Here is a 19,121-nt window from a genome sequence, read left to right as displayed (position 1 = left end):
CCCGCAGGGGAGCGCCGAGCGCGCGCAGCGCGGGCACCGCGGCCTGCAGCGCGCCGCGCTGGTCAGGCGTCAGCGCGGCGAGGGCGTCGGCGAACATCTCCGCCCAGGCGTCCTCGATCATGGCCATGCCGTGCTGGGCGTCCACGGTCGGATAGAGGCGCACCGCGCGGCGGTCGTGCGGGTCGGGCTCGCGGCGGATGAGCCCGCGGGCGAGCAGGGCGCGCACGGCCGTGCTGACGTTGCTGCTGTGCAGCCCCAGCTCGTGGGCGAGCGCCTTGGTGCCGGTGCCGGGGCAGTCGAGAACGTAGCGCAGCACGTCGAGCTCCGACGGGGGCAGGGGCGGCAGGCCCGCCTCGGTGATGCCGCCCTGCCGCAGCACGCGGGCGAGCGCGTACAGCGCCGGCGCTAGCCGCCTGGCCTCGCGAAGCAGGTCGTCACGGCCGGCAGGGGCATCGCTCTTGCGCACTCCTGGATCTTACCTTAGATATAGATATGAACTTATATCTATTTGACCGGAGTGCCGATGACCTTCGCCGCCCGACGGCCGGTGGCTTCAGGGCTGACGGTGACCCTCGCCCTGCTGTCGTTCGTGGTGCCGCTGTCCACCGACATGTACCTGCCGGGTTTTCCCACCATGGCGCGCGAGCTGGGCACGGACGCGGCCGGCGTCCAGCTCACGCTCACCGCCTTCCTCGTGGGGCTGGCGACGGGCCAGCTCGTGCTCGGCCCGCTCTCCGACCGCTACGGGCGGCGCGGGCCGATCCTCATCGGCACCGGCGTCTGCACACTGGCCACGGCGCTGTGCGCGGTCGCGCCCACACTGGGCGTGCTGGTCGTGCTGCGCTTCGTCACGGGATTCGCGGGTGCGGCAGGGGTGGTCGTCGGCCGTGCCGTGGTGACCGACGTCGCGAGCGGCGCGGCGGCGGCCAGGCTGTTCGGCCTGCTCATGGGGCTCGGCGGCATCGCGCCCATCCTCGCTCCGCTGGCGGGCGGTGCCGTGGTGGGCGGCACCGGGAGCTGGCGTGCGGTGTTCTGGGTGCTGGCGGGCGCGTCGGCGCTGATGTTCGCAGCAGCTTGCGTACGCATCCCCGAGACGCTGCCCGCCGAGCGGCGGCACACCGGCGGCGCCGGCGCTTCGCTGCGGGCCGGCGTCACGGTCCTCACCGACCGCCCCTACCTCGGCTACATGCTCGCCTTCTGCCTCGCGTTCGCCGCGCTGTTCTGCTACATCTCCGCCTCGCCGTTCCTCCTGCAGAACGTCCTGGGCTTCAGCGTGGGCACGGCGTCGGCCGTCTTCTCCGCGGGCGCGCTGACCGCGACGGCCTCCACGCTGGCCGGCAGCCGTCTCGCCGGCCGCATCAGCCCCCGCCTGCTGCTGCGCGCGGGGCTGGCGCTCATGCTCGTCCCCGGTGTCGCCGCGCTGCTCCTCACCCTCGCCGGGCAGCTGAACCGGTTCTGGGCGCTGGGCCTGCTGGGCGTCGCCTTCATCGGGCTCGGCCAGGTCTGCGCCACCGCCACCGGCCTCGCGCTGGACCGCGTACCGCATGCGGCGGGCACGGGCTCGGCGGTGCTGGGCACGCTGCAGAACGCCCTCGGCGCGGCCGTGGCCCCCTTGATGGGCATCGCCGGAGGCCACACCGCCGTGCCGCTGTTCGCCGGTATGACGCTGTGCACGCTGCTCGCCGCGGCCGCGCTCCTGCTCACGAGGCGGGAAGGCGATGTGGCTCCGGCCGGCCGGGCACCTGCGGAAGCCGAGAGGGCGTGAAGATCAGACGATCGGCTGCGACAGCGCGGCCTTGGCCTCGCGGGTCCGCTCGTCGGCCAGCACCTCGGCACGGCCCGCGAGCAGCGCCTCCATGGTCTGCTCCGCCACGGCCTCAGGGCTGATCTTCGGAGCGTCGACCCAGGCGGCCATATCCGTGTCCACGAACCCGACGTGCACCCCGATCACCAGCGTCCCCTGCTCGCGCAGCCCCTGGCGCAGGGAGTCGGTCAGCGACCACTGCGCGGCCTTCGACGCCGCGTACCCCGGGAAGCCGGGCCGCCCGCCCCAGGAGGCCAGCGACAGCATGTTGACCAGGGCGCCGCCGCCGTTGCGGGCCAGGATCGGGGCGAAGGCGCGCGAGACCCGCCAGGTGCCGAAGAGGTTGACCTCCATCGCCTGGCGGGCGCCGTCGAGCGTGCCCTCCAGCAGCGCGGTCCTCCCGTCACCGACGCCCGCGTTGTTGATCAGGATGGAGACGTCACCGGCCTCCCGCGCCGCGGCGGCGATGCCGCGCTCGTCGGTGACGTCCAGGCGCAGCGGCACGACGTCGGCGTCCTGCACGCTGCCCGGGTCTCGGACGCCGACGTACACCTTCGCCGCGCCATGCTGGACGAGCGCCCGGGCGAACGCGCGGCCGATCCCGCGATTTCCGCCCGTCACGAGGGCGACCGATCCCTTGATGTCCATGCTGTTTCTCCGTTCACCAGCTGAGTTGCAAAAGACAACTCAGATGGGGAGGTGATCGCGCCACCTCCCCAGGAGCTTCCCCGCCGCGCGTGACATCCTCACACCCGCGCGGCAGGCCCGGACCGGATGTCAGGTGAGAAGGTGCCGGCCGGTGACCGTCCCGGCGGGCCCGGGGACGCCCCCAACCGGGCGGGACTCAGCTCGAGGAGGAGACCGCCGAGGACAGCTCGGCGAAGTCGTCGTCGGACAGCTCGATGCCGGCGGCGGCGACGTTCTCCTCCAGGTGGGCGATGGAGGAGGTGCCGGGGATCGGCAGCATCACCGGGGAACGGCGCAGCAGCCACGCGAGCGCGAGCTGCGACGGCGTGGCCGGCAGCCGCGAGGCGATCGTGTCGAGCGCCCCGCCGGGCTTGGCGAGCTGGCCGGTGGCCAGCGGGAACCACGGGATGAAGCCGATCTCGTGGCGCTCGCAGTACTCCAGCACGTCCTCGGCGGACCGGTTGGACAGGTTATAGAGGTTCTGGACCGTGGCGATCGGGGCGACGGCGCGCGCCTGCTCGATCTGCTCGACGCTGACCTCCGACAGGCCGATGTGCGCGATCTTGCCTTCGTCCTGGAGCTTCTTCAGCTCGCCGACCTGGTCCTCGAGCGGCACCTCCGGGTCGACGCGGTGGAGCTGGAGCAGCGGGATCCGCTCGAGCCCGAGGACGCGCAGGCTCATCTCGCACTGCTGGCGCAGGTAGGCGGGCCTGCCGACGGGCGTCCACTGGTTGGGGCCCTGGCGGGTGAGCCCGGCCTTGGTGGCGATGACGATGCTCTCGTCGTACGGGGCGAGCGCCCGCTTGAGCAGCGGCTCGGCGACCAGGGGGCCGTAGGAGTCGGCCGTGTCGAAGAGCGTCACGCCGAGCTCGGCCGCGCGGCGCAGCACGCGTACGGCCTCCTCCTCGTCGGCCGGCGGCCCCCACACGCCGGGCCCGGTCAGCTGCATGGTGCCGTAGCCGAGCCGGTTGACAGGCAGCGTCTTCTCGATCATGAACTGGCCGGACGCGTCGGCCCGCACAGCGGTCATCGCGGAACTTCCTTTCTCATGCCGGCCGCCGGACCCGGCGGCGTGACTGGGTCGGCGTGCCCGGCGAGACCGCGTCCTACCTCAACCTCCGGCAAAGCCTGGTATCGATCACGGATGGACGTCGATCACGACGTCGTCGCAGGCCACCTCGCGGCCCTCTCCGTTCACGAACGCGACGTGCACGGGCTCGCCGGTGGAGCGCGTCCTGCGCAGGGCCGACGGCCCGGACGGGCGCGGGCGGTGGGCGTCGCCCCACTGCTGCAGCGCGCCCAGCACCACCTGCAGGTCCGCGCCTGCCTTGGTGAGGTGGTAGCTGCGGCGCTGCCTGCTGCCTGGCTCCTGGCAGGCTCGTCGGCGGATGAGCCCTTGTCGCGTGCGGTCGCACCCACCCCCTTCAGTACAGCTACTGTACTCAGCCCGACGCCGGTTGACAGATCTTGGGCGATCTGGGCGTAATGGCGGTCGCGTCGCGTGTCGCGGTCCGGGAGGACGGTCGCGGCATGGAGGCGCCGTACCAAGGGGGTTGACGCCAATGGCCACTAGCACCGTCGGTCGTGCCTGAGCACACCGCGCCCGCGCGTCTCCCCATGCCTGGTTCGGTGTCGTAACACCCGTACGCCGGCATGTCCGTGCGGGTTTCAGCATGTCCACGACACCCACTCACCAGGAGCCTTCTTTTCAGCATGCCGAACAACTTCAACCAGCAGATCATCGACGAGTTCCGGGCCAACCGCGGCAAGGTCGGCGGCCCCTTCGAGGGCGGCAGGCTGCTGCTGCTCACCACCACCGGCGCCAAGACCGGACGCCCCCACACCACCCCGCTCGGCTACCTGCCCGATGAGGACCGCCTGCTCGTCATCGCCTCGGCGGGCGGCTCGCCCAAGCACCCGGACTGGTACCACAACGTGCTCGCCAACCCGCGGGTGACGGTCGAGGACGGCATTCTCACCTACGAGGCCGACGCCATCGTGCTCGAGGGCGAGGAGCGCGACCGCCTGTTCGCCCGCGCGGCCGAGATGGACCCGGGCTGGGCCGCCTACGAGGAGCGCTCGGGCCGCACGCTGCCGGTGGTGGCGCTGGTGCAGGTGAACCCCGGGCCGCCGCCCGGGCGGCGTATGGGCGACGCGCTCAAGGACATCCACGACGCCTTCCGCCGCGAGCTGGCCTTGATCCGCAGGGAGGCCGCCGCCTCGGGGCCCCGCCTGGCCGCGCAGCTGCGGGTCAACTGCCTGACGATGTGCAGCGGCCTGCACGCGCACCACACGCACGAGGACAACGGCCTGTTCCGCGGGATGGAGCAGCAGTTCCCGGAGCTGGCCCCGGCGATCCAGCGGATGCGGGCCGAGCACGAGGTGGTGGCGCGGCTGCTCGACGAGCTCAAGGCGCTGCTGTCCGCCGCCGACGTCGCTCCCGCCGACCTGGTCGCCGGGGTGGACCGGCTCACCAAGGAGCTGGAGGCGCACCTCGCCTACGAGGAGGAGCAGCTCGTCGCGCTGCTGAACGGCTGACGCACGACTCGCACGTCCGGGGTGTCTCTGTGGCGATAGGGACACCCCGGACGTATGCTGATGGTGCGTCCGGGCCCGGCGCCACATCTCTTCCCTTCCGCCCCTATGCCGCCATGTCAGCGGGTGTTCTGAGGGGCCGGTTTCTCTTCTTCTCCACTCTCATCCATGCGTGCCACGAACTCCTTTCGTGGAGTCGGCTGTAAAGTTGGAGTCAACTGAAAGTTTGCAGTACGCTCCAGCTGCATGACAGAAGGGCTCCGCGAGCGCAAGAAGCGCCTGACGCGGCAGCGCATCTCCGAGGTGGCCGTCGGCCTGTTCGTGGAGCGCGGCTTCGACAACGTGACGATCGCCGAGGTCGCCGACGCCGCCGAGGTGTCGGTGAACACCGTCTACAACTACTTCCAGTCCAAAGAGGACCTGGTGCTGCCTCCTGAGGAGGCCTCGCCCCGCCGGCTGGCCGACATCGTGGCCGGGCGCGCGCCCGGCGAGTCGGCGGCCGGTGCGGTGCTGGCGCGGCTGCGGCAGGAGGTGCGTGAGCGCGAGCGCCGGGTGGGCCTCACTCCGGGCTTCGGCCGGGTGCTGGAGATGATGCGGGCCGCGCCCACGCTGACCGCGCGCCTTGAGGACCTGGGCCGCAGGATGACCGACGAGCTGGCCGCGCTGCTGGCCGAGGAGTGCGGTGATGGGCCGCAAGATCCGCTGCCCCGCGTGATCGCCTGGCACATCGGCAGCCTGCACGCGCTGGTGATGGGCGAGATCGGCCGCCGTACGGCGGCGGGTGAGCGGCCCGACGAGATCGCCGCCGCCGTGCTCGATCTGCTCGACGCGGCCGAGAGCGTGCTGGGGGAGAAGGTGCTGGGCTATGGCGTACGCGGGGAGTGACGCGATGTTCCGGGTGACGATCAGCGGCAAGTTCCAGGCGATCGACGACGCCGGACGGGAGGCGGTGCGCGCGGCGGGCGGCACGGCGTACACCGAGGCGGGCACCTTCACCCACGACCCGAGCGTGTCGGCGTTCACCTTCCGCTGCCAGGTACCGGCCGGGCCGGACGACGGGGAGGACGAGGCGGCCCTGGGCGCGATGGCGGCGCTGGAGGCGTACGGGCAGCCGTACGAGGTGCTGCGCATCGGCGTGACGGACATGCGCGACATCAAGATCCGCCGACGCTGATTCTCAGATCTGGGATATCATCCCGGATATGAGACAGCCCGTGGATGTGGAGGCCAGGCTGGCCGATCGGCTCGCCCGGCTGCGCGTCGAGCACCACTGGTCGCTGGAGGAGCTGGCGAGCCGCTCCGGCATCAGCCGCTCGACGCTGTCGCGGCTGGAGCGCGGCGAGATCAGCCCCACGGCGGCGCTGCTCGGCAAGCTCTGCGAGGTGTACGGGCGGACGATGTCGCGGCTGCTCGCCGAGGTGGAGTCCGAGCCGCCGCAGATCGTGGCGGCCGGGGCGCAGCAGGTGTGGCGGGACGAGACGTCGGGGTTCGTCCGCCGCTCGGTCTCGCCGCCCCATCCCGGGCTGAGCGGCGAGGTCGTGGAGGGGCGGCTGCGGCCGGGTGCCGACATCTCCTACGACGCACCGCCCGTACCCGGCCTTGAGCAGCACATCTGGGTGCTGGAGGGCGCGGTGGAGATCACCTTCGACGGCCGCACCCACACCGTGGGAGCCGGTGACTGCCTGCGCTTCCGGCTGTGGGGGCCGTCCCGGTTCCGCTGCCCGGGCCCCGATCCGGTCCGGTACGCCATCTTCGTCGTCCTGCCCTGACCCCCCGGGAGGAGCCCCATGCGCACCATCGCCCGCCTGACCCCGGCCGCGTTCGACACCTGCGTCAAGGAGCTGGCCGCACTGCTCGCCGACGCCGTGGACGGCGGCTCGTCGCTGGGGTTCGTCACGCCGTTCGACCACGAGGACGCCGCCGCCTGGTGGCGCGCGCAGGCCCCGGCCGTGGCCTCGGGCGACCTCATCGTGTGGGTCTGCCGCGAGAACGGCGCGGTCGTGGGCACCGTCGGCCTCGCCCCCGCGACCAAGGCGAACGCCCGCCACCGCGGCGAGATCGTCAAACTCATGGTCCACAGCGAGGCGCGCGGGCGCGGCCACGCACGCGCCCTGCTGGCCGCGGCCGAGCAGGCGGCGCTTGCGGCGGGGCTCGACCTGCTGATGCTCGACACCGAGACCGGCAGCGCGGCCGAGCACGTCTACCTCACCGGCGGGTGGACCCGCTACGGCATCGTCCCCGATTATGCGGCCTCGCCCGACGGCACGCTGCGCGAGTGCAGCTTCTTCTACAAGCGGCTCACAGCGACCGGGTGAGCGCATCCAGCTCGGCCAGCCGTTCGGCCGGGGCCAGGCGCGCGGCGGTGGCGACGAGCAGCAGCTCGGTGACCGCGATCTCGTGGGTGAGCGGCGCGATCGGCCCGGCGGCCTCGCGCGGCAGCGCGATCAGCAGCTCCGCCTCGGCGGCCAGCGGCGAGCCCCACGTGTCGGTGATGAGGATCAGCCGTGCGCCCCTGCCGCGCGCGGCGCGTACGAAGCGCTCGGTGGCGGGGGAGTAGCGGCGGAAGTCGTAGGCCACCACCAGGTCGGACGCGCCCAGGTCGAGCACGGTGCGGGCGCGCGCGTGCGGCGGCTCCGGCACCCGGTGCGCGCCGGGGCGCAGGCCGGCGAGCTGGCGGATGAGGTAGTCGGCGGCCAGCTCGCTGAGCGGTCCGCCGAGCGCCCAGACCGTCCTGGCCTCGGCCAGCAGGCCCGCGGCGCGGTCGCAGAGCGGCGCGGGCACGGCGGCCAGCGCGCCGTCCAGGCCGGCGCGCAGTTCCTCCGCCGCCTCTCCCAGCCCGCCTGACGGCTCGCCGGGCTCGCTTTTCCCGGTGACGTACTCCAGCAGGCGCGAGCGGTCTCTGGCGCCGTCGCGTACGGCGGCCTGGAACTCGGCGAACCCCGCGTACCCGAGCCGGTCGAACAGCCGGGAGGCGGTCGGCGGGCTCACCCCCGCACGCTCGGCCAGCGCGCGCAGCGAGCCCAGCGCAGCGAACGGATGGTCGTCGAGCAGCACCCGCACCACCGCGCGCTCGCCGGGCGGCAGCTCGGCGTAAACAGAGCTGAGCCGGGCCACGATCGCATCGCTCTCCATGTTGACAAATGTTACATCGACCCGGACGTTTCGAAATCTTCTAACGAATGTTACGGTGCTCGGCATGAGTACCTGGCGCGGCCTGATCGACAGCCCCTACCGGCGCTTCCTGCCGGTCACCCCCGACACCCCGGCCGTCTCGCTCAACGAGGGCAACACCCCGCTGCTGCGCTCGGCCCACCTGTCCGAGCTGACCGGCTGCGAGGTCTGGCTGAAGGTCGAGGGGGCGAACCCGACGGGGTCGTTCAAGGATCGCGGCATGACCGTGGCGATCAGCCGCGCCGTCGAGGCCGGCGCGCAGACCGTCATCTGCGCCTCCACCGGCAACACCAGCGCCTCTGCCGCCGCCTACGCGGCCCGCGCCGGGCTGCGCGCCGCCGTGCTCGTGCCCAAGGGCAGGGTGGCGCTGGGCAAGCTGGCCCAGGCCGTACGGTACGGCGCGGAGATCGTCGAGGTCGGCGGCACGTTCGACGACTGCCTGCGGGTGGCCCGCGAGCTGGCCGCCCACCACCCGGTCGCCCTCGTCAACTCGGTGCGCAACGAGCTGCGGCTGGCCGGGCAGCGCACGGTCGCGTACGAGATCGTGGACGCCCTCGGCGCGGCCCCCGACGTGCACTGCCTGCCGGTCGGCAACGGCGGCAACATCACCGCGACCTGGACCGGCTACCGCGCCTACAGCCCGGACCGGCTGCCGCGCATGTGGGGTTTCCAGGCGGCGGGCGCGGCCCCGCTGGTGCACGGCGCGCCGGTGGCTGAGCCGCGCACGGAGGCCAGCGCGATCAACGTCGGTCACCCGGCGACCTGGGACGGCGCGATCGCGGCCCGCGACGAGTCCGGTGGGCTGATCGCCGCGGTGAGCGACGAGCAGATCTTCGCCGCGTACCGGATGATCGCCCGCCGCGACGGCGTCTTCGCCGAGCCCGCCTCGGCGGCGGGCGTGGCGGGGCTGCTCGACCTGCACGCCAGGGGCGGGCTGGAACCCGGCCTGCGCGTGGTGATCACGCTGAGCGGCAACGGCCTGAAGGACCTCGACGCCTCGCTGCGCGGCGGCTACACCGCCGCCGAGACCTCGGCCGCGACCGCGGATGTGGCCAGGGCGCTGCGCCTGGCCGCCTGACAGGCGGTCACCAGTTCAGCTCGTCCGCCGTCAGGGGCCCCTTGCAGGCCGCCAGGGCGTTCTTCAAGTCGGTCCTGCGCGGGTCGGACAGAGGGCCGAGGACGCAGACGGGCACCCAGTCGTCCTTCTCGATGGCGCGCCGGAAGATCTTGGGCACGGGGGTGTCCAGCGGCCAGCCGACCGGGCGGTACACCGCGGAGCCCGGCTGGTCCAGCCGCACGTGCAGGGCCAGCGGGTGGTGGGCGACGCCCATGGCGTCGTCGGTGTGGCGGACGGTGACCTGCCTGATCGCGGTCCAGGGGATGGTCTGGACGCCGGAGCCGTCGCTGCCGGTGATGCCCTCCCGGTCGAGGCGCACGCTTCTCGCGGGCATGCTCCTCTTCGTCGTGAAGCGCAACCACTGGTTCGCCAGGGGGCCGACCAGCATCAAGGCCGCAAAGACCCCCATGCCCACCCACCTCGTCGAGTCGTCCAGCTCTCCGAGCGCTTGCCCGATCACGACAAGGGTCGCGACGATGAAGGCGAGGCCCCGAAAGATCCACGACAACAGCTCCGGACCTTCCTCCCAGCAGAACGCCGAAAGGCGCTCGTCACCCGTCCAGGACTCCTGGAAAGCAGGTGCGTCCTGAGGAGCGATGGGCGGGGAGGCCGGCGGGTCGGGCTTCTCCGGCGTCTCCTGCGGGACAGTGGGCGCGGTGACCGGTGTGGTGTACCTCTTCGTCGGCGCGGGTCCCTGGTCAGGGGTGCGGAGGAGGTCGAGGGCGTCGGGGATGGAGGGGCGCTTGCCGGGGTCCTTGGCCAGCAGGGCGTTCAGCAGCGGGGCGAGGCGTGTGGCGCGGGTGAGCGGCGGAGGCTCGTCACGGAGGACGGCGGCGATGGTGGCGGGGACGGCGCCGCGCCGGAACGGTGAGACGCCCTCCGCCGCCTGATACAGGGTCGCGCCCACGGAGAACAGGTCGGAGGCGGGCGAGCCGTGATCGCCGTTGAAACGCTCGGGCGCCATGTACTCGAAGGAGCCGATCACCGTGCCGGTCGATGTCATGCGGGTGTCGGTCTCGTGAATGGCGATGCCGAAGTCGGTCAGCATGATCCGACCGTCGGCGGCCAGCATGACGTTCGCGGGTTTGATGTCGCGGTGGACGACACCCGCGCCGTGGGCCGCCTCCAAGGCATGAAGGAGCGCCTTGGCAAGGTCGGCGACGTCGGGCTCCGCCAGCGGCCCGGTCCGCATCCGGTCCTCGAGCGACTCGCCGTTGATCAGCTCCATGATGATCCACGGCCGGCCGTCCTCGATGACCACGTCGTAGACGGGCACGATGTTGGGGCAGTGGCGCAGCCGGGCGGCGTTGCGGGCCTCCCGCTCGGCGTACTTGAGTCGCGCGTTGCGATCCTCCTCGTCGAGGGTCGGAGGGAGGTACACCTCCTTGACGACCACGTCGGCGCGCAGCCGGTCGTCATGGGCCTTCCAGACGCGACCGAAGCCGCCCTGGCCCAGCGGGTGTTCGAGCCGGTAACGGCCGCCGATCAGTGTTCCTGGTCCGGTCATGCTGCGGTCTCGATCCATCTGGTCTGGTCAGTCGATGGCGACCGAATCCCCGGATTCGATCTTGCCGCAGATTATCGGGACGGATGGCCGTGAGAAGGGCGAATTCGCGAGGCCATCGCACCGCGGCCGCACCACGGCGGCCACCGACCTGGCCAGGGCGCTGCTTTTCGCAGCCGGACCTATCTGCGACAAGCGCTCAAAGTGGCCGATCAGTAACGTTACGTAGTACTCCTCGCGGGCACGGACGTCACGACAAAGCCGGCAGGCGGCCGATCGAGTTCCTCCATGCCGCCGGCCTTCCCTTCCCCTGCGCGGCGCATCCCCTGAATCCCGAGAGGACTTCCCGTCGTGCCCCCGACCCGGCTTCGCCGTGCCCTGGGCGGCGCGGGCGCCACCGCGCTCCTGCTCACCGCCCCCGCATCCGCCCCCGCATCCGCCCCAGCGCCCGCGCCCGCCAAGCCGGACGCCGTCCCGTGCGCGCGCCTGCTCCGGCCTTCAGCCACCTATCGCGCCTACGACCACACCTTCACCACCGACGCCGCGGGCCGCCCCGTCGAGGCCGTGGCCAGGATCCTGGTCGACCGGGACGCCCCGCGCGGCTCCTGCGAAGGCGCGGTCGGCGACTGGGGCGGGCGCGGCGACTGGCAGGGCGGCCACCTCATCGCCGCCTCGTTCCGCGGCGTGAGCATGCGCTACAACCTCGTCCCCATGCGCGGGCGGCAGATCAACCAGGGTCTGATGAAACGGGTCGAGAACGGCGCCCGCGACTGCCTGGAGGACGGTGGCGAGGTCCGCGACTATCGCGTACGCCTGCACTATCCCAACGGCACGACGCTGACCCCGGACACGATCCGCGTCAGTCTCAAGGTGGCATCCCGGCCGGTCACGGTGATCCTGCCGAACCGTACACTGAGCGCCAAAGAGCTGCGATCCCGGCAAGACGGGATAACTGCCGCGTTCGATGCGGCGCCGTGCGGCAGGGACGGCGCGTGAACGCGGTATCGATCGCCAGCAGATGATCGGAGGGAATGTTGTGGGATACCTCCATGCCTGAGCGTGCCCGTTCTGGTGTGGGATCGACGCCATGAAGGATGAAGGGAAACAGCGCAGGAGGCTCGAGACGGGCACGCTCGCGCGGGTGGCCGTGTTCACCGCGCTGATCGCGGTGATGGGCCTGCCCGGCACGCTGAACGTCTTCGGCAACGCGGTCCCGATCACGCTGCAGACCATGGGCGTGATGCTGGCCGGCGCCATCCTCGGCACCTGGCGCGGCGCGCTGGCCGTACTGGTGCTGTACGTGCTGGTGGCCGCCGGCCTGCCGCTGCTGGCCGGCGGGCGAGGCGGGCTGGGCGTGTTCACCGCGCCGTCGGCCGGGTTCCTCATCGGCTGGCTGCCCGGCGCGGCCCTCACCGGCTGGCTGGTCGAGCGGGCCGGCCGCAGCCCGAGCACGCTCCGGCTGTTCCTGGCGAGCGTCGCGGGCGGCATGGGCGTGGTCTACCTGTTCGGGATCCCGATCCAGGCGTTGGTGTCGGGCGCCTCGCTCGGCGCGGCGGCCGGGCTCACGCTGGTGTTCGTGCCCGGCGACCTCATCAAGGCGGCGCTGACGGCCGTCGTGGTCAGGGGCGTCCAGCGGGCCTACCCCGACGCGGTGCCCGCCGTGCACCAGGAACGCCTGCGCGCCGGTGGGGAGCGCTGACGGCTCGATGCCCGTAGCAGAACACGTGCTGGCGCACGCCGCCGAGCGCCCCTCCAGGCTCGCGGTGCGCGGACCCGGTGGCGAGCTGACGTACGCGCAGCTCGCCGACCGGGTCAAGGGTGCCGCCAGGCACCTGGCCGAGACCGGGGCCGGGCCCGGCACCACGGCCGCGATCGGTCTGGCCGACCCGGTGGAGCTGCTCGTCGCCGTGCTGGCCGCCGACCTGGCCGGGGCGACGCCGCTGGTGGGCGAGCACACCTGGGACCGCGCGCGGTGGGCGGCGGTCACCGGCCCCCTGACGGCGGCCACCGGCTCTCTATCGGCCGTCACCGGCCCTCTAGCGGCGGTCACCGGGCCGTCGGCGACGGTGCCCGCCGGCGAGCCGGCGCCGCACGCGACTCGACCCGCCGACCGGCGCACGCCCGCCGCGCCGCCGGTGGCGGTGCTGATCGACGCGCCCCTGCCGTACGCGGCCGGGCCCGATGTGCCGCGCCGCGCCCAACCAGGCGATCTCGCCTGGGCCTGCTTCAGCTCCGGCAGCACGGGACGGCCGCGCGCCATCGTCCGTACTCGCGCCTCCTGGACCGATTCGTACCCCCACCTGAACGCGCTGACCGGCATCGGCCCCGACGACGTCGTGCTCATTCCCGGCCCGCTGGTCTCCTCCCTGTACGCGTTCGCCGCCCTGCACACCCTGGCCACCGGCGCGACGGCGCTGCTGCCCGGCCGCTGGCCCGGCGGCGCGCTGGCCGATCACCTCGCCGAGGCGACCGTCGTGCACCTGGTGCCGCACCGGCTGCCGGACGTGCTGGAGCGGCCGGGAGCGCTGCGGGTGGCCGTGGTCGGTGGCGCGGCCCTCGCCCCCGGCGCCCGGCAGGCCGCGGAGAAGGCCGGGGTGCGGGTGGTCGCCTACTACGGGGCCACCGAGCTGTCGTTCGTGGCCGCCGACACCGACGGGAGCGGCCTGCGTCCCTTTCCCGAAGTGGAGATCGAGGTGCGCGGCGACGGGCCGCTGGGCGAGGTGTGGGTGCGCTCGCCATGGCTGGCCGAGGGCTACCTGGGTGAGGCGGCCGGGCCGCTGCGGCGCGACGGCGACGGCTGGGTGAGCGTGGGCGATGTGGCCGAGCCCTACCACAAGGAGGGCGGGCTGCGCGTACGCGGGCGCGGCGACGGGGCGATCCAGACCGGCGGGGCCACCGTCGTGCCCGAGGACGTCGAGGAGGTGCTGCGCAAGGTGCCCGGCGTGGCAGATGCCGTGGTGGTCGGGACGCCGCACCCGTCCCTGGAGTCGGTGGTGACCGCCGTCATCGAGAGCCCGTTCGGCGAGCCGCCCGCGCGCGCCCTGCTGGAGGAGGCCGCGCGCGCCGCGCTCGACTGGGCGCAGCGGCCCCGCCGCTGGTACGCGATGTCCGGCCTGCCCCGCACGCCCACGGGCAAGCCGGCGCGGGCGCAGGTGGCGGCCCGGCTGGCGGACGGCGACCCGGCGATCAGGCGGCTGGTGTGACATGGACCTGACCCCCGTGGTGGTGGCCGCAAGGCGCACCCCGATCGGCACGGCCGGGCACGCGTACAAGGAGCTGACCGCCGAGCACCTGGCCGCGCCCGTGATCGCCGCCGTCGCCGCCGACCTGCCGGGACGGCGGATCGATGACGTGATGCTGGGCAACTGCATGGGCCCGGGCGGCAACCTGGCCAGGGTCTGCGCGCTGGCCGCCGGGCTCGGGCACGAGGTGCCCGGGGTGACGGTGGACCGGCAGTGCGGCAGCGGGCTGGCCGCGATCCTGCTCGCCGGTCAGGCGGTACGCGCGGGCGAGGCCGACCTGGTGATCGCCGGAGGCGTGGAGAGCGCCTCGACCGCGCCGCTGCGCACGTTCCGCGGGGCCGGCGCCCCGTACGAGCGGGCGCCGTTCACGCCCCACGGCACCCCCGACCCCGACATGGGCCCGGCCGCCGAGGCGCTGGCCCAGGCCAGGAAAATCGATCGCGAACGCCAGGACGCCTACGCCTGCCGCAGCCACGCCCGCGCCCTGGCCGCCCGCGCGGCGGGTCGGTTCGCCCAGGAGATCGTGCCCGTCGCAGGCCGCGGCGACGACCAGCGCCCGCGCCCGCTGCGCGCGGCGTCGCTGGCCCGGCTGCCGGCCGCGTTCGTGCCGGGCGGCACGGTGACGGCGGGGAACTCCTCCCCGGTCAGCGACGGCGCCGCCGCCGTGGCCGTGGTGCCCGAGCATGTGCGGGCGGGCCTGCCCGGCCTGCGGCTTCTGGCCGGGGCGGTGACCGGGTGCGATCCCGAGCTGCCCGGGTGGGGGCCGGTGCCCGCGATCGAGCGGGTGCTCGCGCGTACCGGAACAAGCCTGGAGTCGATCGCGGCGGTGGAGATCGTGGAGGCGTTCGCGGCCCAGGTGCTGGCCGTCACCGACGCGCTCGGGCTCGACCCGCTCGGCGCGGACGACGAGCGGGTCTGCCCCGACGGCGGCGCGCTCGCGCTCGGGCACCCGTGGGGCGCGACGGGGGCGGTCGTGGTGACCAGGTTGTTCAGCAGGCTCGTCCGTGCGGCGGCTCCCAAGGGCACGCTCGGCCTGGCCGCGGCCGCGGTCGGCGGCGGGCTCGGCGTGGCCGCCCTGTTCGAGGTGGTGTGAGACATGATCGAATTCGCGGACGTGCACGTCCGGCTGGGCACCCGCGACGTGCTGCGCGGCATCACCGCGGAGCTGCCCGAGCGCCGGGTCGGTGTGGTGGGCGCCAACGGCTCGGGCAAGAGCACGCTGGCCCGGCTGGTCAACGGCCTGGCGCTGCCGACGTCGGGCAGCGTCACGGTGCTCGGCATGGACACCCGCCGCGACGGCGCCAAGATCAGGCGCGGTGTCGGCTTTCTGTTCACCGATCCCGACGCGCAGATCGTCATGCCGACGGTGGCCGAGGACGTCGCGTTCTCGCTGCGCCGCAAGGGCCTGTCGCGCGAGGAGGTGGACCGGCGGGTACGCCAGGTGCTGGAGCGCTACGGCCTGGCCGATCACGCCGACCATCCCGCGCACCACCTGTCGGGCGGGCAGAAGCAGCTGCTCGCGCTCTGCTCGGTCATGGTGCTGGAGCCGGAGATCATCGTCATGGACGAGCCCACCACGCTGCTCGACCTGCGCCACTCCCGCCAGGTCGCGGAGCTGCTGGAGGAGATGCCGCAGCAGGTGCTCCTGGTCACCCACGACCTGCCGCTGCTGTCGGGCTTCGACCGGGTGCTGGTGATCGACGAGGGCCGCATCGCCGCCGACGGCACCCCCGCCGAGGCCATCGCCCACTACCGGAAGCTGATGGCGTGAACAGCCTGACCGGTTCCTACGTCCCCGGAAGCTCACTGCTGCACCGGCTGCCGGCCGGGGCCAAGCTGGCCGCGCTCGCACTGGCCTGCACGGTGCTGGTGCTGCTGAGCTCGCCGCTCGCGCTGGCCGGGGCGGCGGCCGTGACAGCGGGTCTGTACGCGCTCGCCAGGGTCGGCGCGGCGGTGGCGTGGGCGCAGATCAAGCCAGTGCGCTGGTTCGCGCTCGCGCTGTTCGCCGTGCAGTTCGTGCTCGTGGGACTGGACGCGGCGCTGGCCACGACGCTGCGGGTGGTGCTGGCGGTGGCGCTGGCCGGGCTGGTGACGGTGACCACGAGGTCGTCGGACATGACGGCGGCGCTGGAACGCCTGCTGTCGCCGGTCAGGTTCGTGGGGCTGGATCCGTTCCGTCTGTCGTTGCTGCTGTCGCTGACCATCCGCAGCGTGCCGGTGGTGGCCTCGCTGGCCACGCGGGTCAGGGAGGCACAGCGGGCCAGGGGCGTCGAGCGCAGCCTGCGCGCCTTCGCGGTGCCGCTGGTGGTCAGCTCTCTGCGGTACGCCGACGCCCTCGGCGAGGCGCTGAGCGCTCGCGGGCTCGACGACGAAGATTAAGCCTTGACTTATATAAGCTCTTCCTGAAACACTCTCGTGGGTGCACGCCTTTGACGTCCTCGGCGATCCGGTACGCCGCCGGATCCTGGAGCTGCTGGCGACCGGCGAGCAGAGCTCCGGCGAGGTCACCGCCGTCATCCAGCGCGAGTTCGGCATCTCCCAGCCCGCCGTCTCCCAGCACCTGCGGGTGCTGCGCGACAGCGGGTTCGCCAGCGTACGGGCAGAGGGCACCCGACGCCTGTACGCCGTCGAGCCCGGCCCGCTGCGGGAGATCGACGCCTGGCTGGAGCGCTTTCGCGCTTTCTGGGACCAGCGCCTGGACGCGCTGGCCACGGAGCTGGCCCGGGGCAAGCGCGAACGCCGCATCACCAATGAGAAGGAGGAGTCCTGATGGACATGGTCGAAGAGATCAACAAAGCGCACCGCGAGCTGATCGACGGCAAGCGCAAGGTGCAGGTGCTGCGCCGCCACTACGACGCCGAGATCGAGGACGTCTGGTCGGCCTGCACCGAGGCCGACCGGCTGGCCCGCTGGTTCATGCCGGTCTCCGGCGACCTTCGGCTCGGCCTCCTTCTTCTTCTTTTTTTTTTTCTTTTTTTTCTTCTTTTCTCTTTTTCTTCTTTCTTTCTTTCTTTCTCCTTCTTTCTTTCTCTCTCTTTCTTTCTTCTCTTTCTTCTTCTTCTTCTCTCTTCTCTCTCTTCTTCCTTCTCCTTCTCTCTTCCTCTTTCTTCTCTCTTTCTTCTCCTCTCTTCTCTCTCTCTCCTTCTCTTCCTTCCTTCCTTCTTCTTCTTCCTTCTTCTCTTCTTTCTTCTTCTCTTCTCCTTCTTCTTCCTTCCTTCTTCTCTCTCTCTCTTCTCTCTTCTTCTTTCTCTCTCTTTCTTCTTCTCCTTCTTCTCTCTTCTTCTCCTCTCTTCCTTCTCTCTTCCTCCTCTCTTCTTCTTCTTCTCTCTCCTTCTTCTTCCTCCTTCTCTCTTCTTCCTTCTTCTTCCTCCTTCTTTCCTTCCTTCCTCCTTCTCTCTTCTTCCTCTCCTTCTTCTTTCTCTCTCTTCCTTCTTCTCTCTTCTCCTTCTTCTCTTCTTCCTTTCTTCCTCTCTTCTCTTCTTCCTTCCTTCTTCTCTTTCTTCTTCCTTCTTCTTCTTCTTCTTCTCCTTCTTCTTCTCTCTTCTCTTCTTTCTCCTTCTTTCTCTTCTTCTTTCTTTTCTTCTTCTTCCTCTTCTTCTTCCTCCTTCTTCTTCTTCTTCTTCTTCTTCTTCTTCTTCTTCTTCTTCTTCTTCTTCTTCTTCTTCTTCTTCTTTTCTTCTTCTTCTTCTTCTTCTTCCTCCTCCTTCTTCTTCTTCTTCTTCTCCTTCTTCTTCTTCTTCTTCTTCTTCTTCCTCTTCTTCTTCTTCTTCTCTTCTTCTTCCTCCTCTTCTTCTTCCTCCTCCTCCTCCCCTCCTCCCTTCTTCTTCTTCCTCTTCCTCCTCCTTCTTTTCTTTTTTCTTTTCCTTTCTTTCTTTTTTTTTTTTTTCTTTCCTTTCCTTCCTTTCCTTTCTTTCTTTCTTTCTTTCTTTCTTTCCTTTCTTTCTTTTCTTTCTTTCTTTCTTTCTTTCTTTCTTTCTTTCTTTCTTTCTTTCTTTCTTTCTTTTTTTTCTTCTTTCTTTTCTTCTTTTTTTTTTCTTCCTTCCGAGTGGAGTGCTGGCCCTCCCAGGCCGCTTCGAGCCGGGCGCGCGCTCTGGCCAGGTCCTGGCGGGGCGGCGTCCAGGGGCGTTCGAGCACGGCCAGGCCCTCGGCGCCGCCGTGCCGCCAGGCGGCCACTGCCGGCCCGTCGTCGGCGCCTTCGTCGCCGATGTGCTCGGCGATCAGCCGTACGTGGTCCTCGTGCTCGGTCAGCTCCGGCCACCGGTCGTGCAGCAGCAGCTCGCGCGCCCGGGCGGACGCCGAGGCGGCCAGCACCTGCAGGGCGGCCACGTCCACGCCGGGCGCCGGGTCGAGGGCGGGCGGGGTGAAGGCGACGTCGTACGGCGGCGGCTCGGGCAGCGGCGGCACCCCCGCCGCGAACGCCACGCTCGCGGGCGTCCCGGACGGCCTCAGGACGCCACCGGTCGCGTCCGCGCCCTCCGAGCCCGCCGGACCGCCACCGGCCCCGGGCGGGCCCGCGGCGGCGGGCACGTCGCGATTCTGCAGCGCCTCGACCAGCTCGCGCTCGCCGCGCCCGCGCAGGAGCAGCAGCACGAACGGGTCGGCGTCCAGCAGCCATGACGCCTGGTAGCACAGGGCGGCGGCGTGCACGCAGGGGTGACCCCAGTCGGGGCAGGAGCACTCGGGCTCCAGGTCGCCGACGGAGGGCAGCAGCGGCACGGCGGCGTCCTGCGCCGCCTCCACCAGGTCGTGCGGCATGTCGCCGTCGAGCAGCGCGGCGATGTGGCCGGCCTTGGCGGCGACCTGGTCGAGGAAGCGTTCCCACTCGGCATCGGTGAGCTGCTCGACGCTCACGACCACGTCGTAGTCGTTCTCGGCGACGGCGGCGAGCCTGCCGGGGCTGACGGTGATCGGGCCGAGCTGCCCGGTCTTGGCGTAGGCGCGGCCCTTGCGCAGCAGGCCGGCGTCGAGCGAGGTGTCCTCCATGGCCTGGATCCAGGCGCGGCCCCACCAGGAGGTGGCGAAGCGGGCGCCGGCGCGCTGGCGGGGGAAGGCGGGGAAGCC

General features: G+C 71.2%; 21 protein-coding genes and 2 pseudogenes. 15 read left to right on the top strand and 8 right to left on the bottom strand.

All coding sequences use genetic code 11. The features are described 5' to 3' along the window. Positions 1–205: 205 nt before the first annotated feature. A pseudogene (locus ACFMQL_RS34400) lies at positions 206–316 on the bottom strand (hypothetical protein); the annotation flags it as partial. A gap of 207 nt (positions 317–523) precedes the next feature. Here ACFMQL_RS34400 and ACFMQL_RS34395 point away from each other — a divergent pair. Next, the gene (locus ACFMQL_RS34395) at positions 524–1,765 is read left to right on the top strand and encodes a multidrug effflux MFS transporter (protein WP_364051212.1); all 1,242 of its coding nucleotides are present in this window, start codon (positions 524–526) and stop codon (positions 1,763–1,765) included. 3 nt (positions 1,766–1,768) lie between these two features. Here the strand turns inward: ACFMQL_RS34395 and ACFMQL_RS34390 are convergent, their stop codons facing one another. The 3 genes from ACFMQL_RS34390 to ACFMQL_RS34380 form a co-directional block, all read right to left on the bottom strand. Next, a complete protein-coding gene (locus tag ACFMQL_RS34390; RefSeq protein ID WP_378788945.1) occupies positions 1,769–2,452 on the bottom strand; it encodes an SDR family oxidoreductase in 684 nt (227 codons plus the stop codon). A gap of 196 nt (positions 2,453–2,648) precedes the next feature. Beyond that, positions 2,649–3,521 (bottom strand): aldo/keto reductase, encoded by an 873-nt coding sequence (locus ACFMQL_RS34385; protein WP_378788943.1) that lies wholly within the window; start codon positions 3,519–3,521, stop codon positions 2,649–2,651. A gap of 108 nt (positions 3,522–3,629) precedes the next feature. Beyond that, positions 3,630–4,166: a winged helix-turn-helix transcriptional regulator gene (locus ACFMQL_RS34380; protein WP_378790240.1), complete on the bottom strand. Its 537-nt coding sequence runs from the start codon at positions 4,164–4,166 to the stop codon at positions 3,630–3,632. Between the two features lie 38 nt (positions 4,167–4,204). Between ACFMQL_RS34380 and ACFMQL_RS34375 the strand changes: the two genes are divergently transcribed. From ACFMQL_RS34375 to ACFMQL_RS34355, 5 genes are all read left to right on the top strand, one after another. Continuing rightward, on the top strand, positions 4,205–5,029 hold the full coding sequence (locus ACFMQL_RS34375; protein WP_378788941.1) for a nitroreductase/quinone reductase family protein: 825 nt from the start codon (positions 4,205–4,207) through the stop codon (positions 5,027–5,029). Between the two features lie 243 nt (positions 5,030–5,272). After that, positions 5,273–5,911 (top strand): TetR/AcrR family transcriptional regulator, encoded by a 639-nt coding sequence (locus ACFMQL_RS34370; RefSeq protein WP_378788939.1) that lies wholly within the window; start codon positions 5,273–5,275, stop codon positions 5,909–5,911. After that, positions 5,892–6,200: a DUF6204 family protein gene (locus ACFMQL_RS34365; protein ID WP_378788938.1), complete on the top strand. Its 309-nt coding sequence runs from the start codon at positions 5,892–5,894 to the stop codon at positions 6,198–6,200. The genes ACFMQL_RS34370 and ACFMQL_RS34365 overlap by 20 nt, the downstream gene beginning before the upstream one ends. Before the next feature lie 28 nt (positions 6,201–6,228). Continuing rightward, positions 6,229–6,795 (top strand): helix-turn-helix domain-containing protein, encoded by a 567-nt coding sequence (locus ACFMQL_RS34360; protein WP_378788936.1) that lies wholly within the window; start codon positions 6,229–6,231, stop codon positions 6,793–6,795. 18 nt (positions 6,796–6,813) lie between these two features. Further along, a complete protein-coding gene (locus ACFMQL_RS34355; RefSeq protein ID WP_364051236.1) occupies positions 6,814–7,341 on the top strand; it encodes a GNAT family N-acetyltransferase in 528 nt (175 codons plus the stop codon). Here the strand turns inward: ACFMQL_RS34355 and ACFMQL_RS34350 are convergent. Further along, a complete protein-coding gene (locus tag ACFMQL_RS34350) occupies positions 7,325–8,158 on the bottom strand; it encodes a MurR/RpiR family transcriptional regulator (protein ID WP_364051238.1) in 834 nt (277 codons plus the stop codon). The two genes, ACFMQL_RS34355 and ACFMQL_RS34350, sit on opposite strands and share 17 nt — an antisense overlap. Positions 8,159–8,222: 64 nt before the next feature. On the opposite strand from ACFMQL_RS34350, the gene thrC reads away from it, so the two are divergent. Continuing rightward, positions 8,223–9,275 (top strand): threonine synthase, encoded by a 1,053-nt coding sequence (gene thrC, locus ACFMQL_RS34345; protein ID WP_378788933.1) that lies wholly within the window; start codon positions 8,223–8,225, stop codon positions 9,273–9,275. 7 nt (positions 9,276–9,282) lie between these two features. On the opposite strand, the gene ACFMQL_RS34340 is transcribed toward thrC, so the two are convergent. Then, entirely contained in the window at positions 9,283–10,821 is a 1,539-nt protein-coding gene (locus ACFMQL_RS34340; RefSeq protein WP_378788931.1) for a serine/threonine-protein kinase, read from the bottom strand. 348 nt (positions 10,822–11,169) lie between these two features. On the opposite strand from ACFMQL_RS34340, the gene ACFMQL_RS34335 reads away from it, so the two are divergent. The 7 genes from ACFMQL_RS34335 to ACFMQL_RS34305 all read left to right on the top strand — a co-directional run bounded on the left by ACFMQL_RS34335 (position 11,170) and on the right by ACFMQL_RS34305 (position 16,830). Beyond that, positions 11,170–11,814: a DNA/RNA non-specific endonuclease gene (locus ACFMQL_RS34335; RefSeq protein ID WP_364051247.1), complete on the top strand. Its 645-nt coding sequence runs from the start codon at positions 11,170–11,172 to the stop codon at positions 11,812–11,814. 91 nt (positions 11,815–11,905) lie between these two features. Next, the gene (locus ACFMQL_RS34330) at positions 11,906–12,517 is read left to right on the top strand and encodes a biotin transporter BioY (RefSeq protein ID WP_364051250.1); all 612 of its coding nucleotides are present in this window, start codon (positions 11,906–11,908) and stop codon (positions 12,515–12,517) included. A 7-nt stretch (positions 12,518–12,524) separates the two neighbouring features. Beyond that, the gene (locus ACFMQL_RS34325; protein WP_378788929.1) at positions 12,525–14,021 is read left to right on the top strand and encodes a class I adenylate-forming enzyme family protein; all 1,497 of its coding nucleotides are present in this window, start codon (positions 12,525–12,527) and stop codon (positions 14,019–14,021) included. A gap of 1 nt (position 14,022) precedes the next feature. Beyond that, the gene (locus ACFMQL_RS34320; protein ID WP_378788927.1) at positions 14,023–15,153 is read left to right on the top strand and encodes a thiolase family protein; all 1,131 of its coding nucleotides are present in this window, start codon (positions 14,023–14,025) and stop codon (positions 15,151–15,153) included. 3 nt (positions 15,154–15,156) lie between these two features. Beyond that, positions 15,157–15,831, top strand: a complete 675-nt coding sequence (locus tag ACFMQL_RS34315; RefSeq protein WP_364051259.1) for an ABC transporter ATP-binding protein — start codon at positions 15,157–15,159, stop codon at positions 15,829–15,831. Further along, a complete protein-coding gene (locus tag ACFMQL_RS34310) occupies positions 15,828–16,439 on the top strand; it encodes an energy-coupling factor transporter transmembrane protein EcfT (protein ID WP_364051262.1) in 612 nt (203 codons plus the stop codon). Before ACFMQL_RS34315 ends, ACFMQL_RS34310 begins: the two co-directional genes overlap by 4 nt. A 40-nt stretch (positions 16,440–16,479) precedes the next feature. After that, positions 16,480–16,830 (top strand): metalloregulator ArsR/SmtB family transcription factor, encoded by a 351-nt coding sequence (locus ACFMQL_RS34305; RefSeq protein ID WP_364051265.1) that lies wholly within the window; start codon positions 16,480–16,482, stop codon positions 16,828–16,830. 144 nt (positions 16,831–16,974) lie between these two features. Here ACFMQL_RS34305 and ACFMQL_RS34300 read toward each other — a convergent pair whose 3' ends face one another. Beyond that, positions 16,975–18,318, bottom strand: a complete 1,344-nt coding sequence (locus ACFMQL_RS34300) for a hypothetical protein (RefSeq protein ID WP_378788924.1) — start codon at positions 18,316–18,318, stop codon at positions 16,975–16,977. Here ACFMQL_RS34300 and ACFMQL_RS34295 point away from each other — a divergent pair. Next, on the top strand, positions 18,297–18,677 hold the full coding sequence (locus ACFMQL_RS34295; protein WP_378788922.1) for a hypothetical protein: 381 nt from the start codon (positions 18,297–18,299) through the stop codon (positions 18,675–18,677). The genes ACFMQL_RS34300 and ACFMQL_RS34295 overlap by 22 nt on opposite strands. A gap of 12 nt (positions 18,678–18,689) precedes the next feature. On the opposite strand, the pseudogene ACFMQL_RS34290 reads toward ACFMQL_RS34295, so the two are convergent. Continuing rightward, positions 18,690–18,815 (bottom strand): annotated as a pseudogene (locus ACFMQL_RS34290) (SWIM zinc finger family protein); the annotation flags it as partial. Positions 18,816–19,121 lie beyond the last annotated feature (306 nt).

It is taken from the genome of Nonomuraea fastidiosa (assembly GCF_042751225.1).
Lineage (GTDB): Bacteria > Actinomycetota > Actinomycetes > Streptosporangiales > Streptosporangiaceae > Nonomuraea > Nonomuraea fastidiosa.
This window is presented reverse-complemented; position numbering and strand designations above follow the sequence as displayed.

Bases quoted from the DNA above. Each gene is read 5' to 3' on its own strand.
- ACFMQL_RS34325 (WP_378788929.1), top strand. From the start codon at position 12,525: ATGCCCGTAGCAGAACACGTGCTGGCGCACGCCGCCGAGCGCCCCTCC.
- thrC (WP_378788933.1), top strand. From the start codon at position 8,223: ATGAGTACCTGGCGCGGCCTGATCGACAGCCCCTACCGGCGCTTCCTG.
- ACFMQL_RS34315 (WP_364051259.1), top strand. From the start codon at position 15,157: ATGATCGAATTCGCGGACGTGCACGTCCGGCTGGGCACCCGCGACGTG.
- ACFMQL_RS34385 (WP_378788943.1), bottom strand. From the start codon at position 3,521: ATGACCGCTGTGCGGGCCGACGCGTCCGGCCAGTTCATGATCGAGAAG.
- ACFMQL_RS34355 (WP_364051236.1), top strand. From the start codon at position 6,814: ATGCGCACCATCGCCCGCCTGACCCCGGCCGCGTTCGACACCTGCGTC.
- ACFMQL_RS34350 (WP_364051238.1), bottom strand. From the start codon at position 8,158: ATGGAGAGCGATGCGATCGTGGCCCGGCTCAGCTCTGTTTACGCCGAG.
- ACFMQL_RS34390 (WP_378788945.1), bottom strand. From the start codon at position 2,452: ATGGACATCAAGGGATCGGTCGCCCTCGTGACGGGCGGAAATCGCGGG.
- ACFMQL_RS34320 (WP_378788927.1), top strand. From the start codon at position 14,023: ATGGACCTGACCCCCGTGGTGGTGGCCGCAAGGCGCACCCCGATCGGC.
- ACFMQL_RS34395 (WP_364051212.1), top strand. From the start codon at position 524: ATGACCTTCGCCGCCCGACGGCCGGTGGCTTCAGGGCTGACGGTGACC.
- ACFMQL_RS34365 (WP_378788938.1), top strand. From the start codon at position 5,892: ATGGCGTACGCGGGGAGTGACGCGATGTTCCGGGTGACGATCAGCGGC.
- ACFMQL_RS34380 (WP_378790240.1), bottom strand. From the start codon at position 4,166: ATGCTGAAACCCGCACGGACATGCCGGCGTACGGGTGTTACGACACCG.
- ACFMQL_RS34330 (WP_364051250.1), top strand. From the start codon at position 11,906: ATGAAGGATGAAGGGAAACAGCGCAGGAGGCTCGAGACGGGCACGCTC.
- ACFMQL_RS34370 (WP_378788939.1), top strand. From the start codon at position 5,273: ATGACAGAAGGGCTCCGCGAGCGCAAGAAGCGCCTGACGCGGCAGCGC.
- ACFMQL_RS34340 (WP_378788931.1), bottom strand. From the start codon at position 10,821: ATGACCGGACCAGGAACACTGATCGGCGGCCGTTACCGGCTCGAACAC.
- ACFMQL_RS34375 (WP_378788941.1), top strand. From the start codon at position 4,205: ATGCCGAACAACTTCAACCAGCAGATCATCGACGAGTTCCGGGCCAAC.
- ACFMQL_RS34360 (WP_378788936.1), top strand. From the start codon at position 6,229: ATGAGACAGCCCGTGGATGTGGAGGCCAGGCTGGCCGATCGGCTCGCC.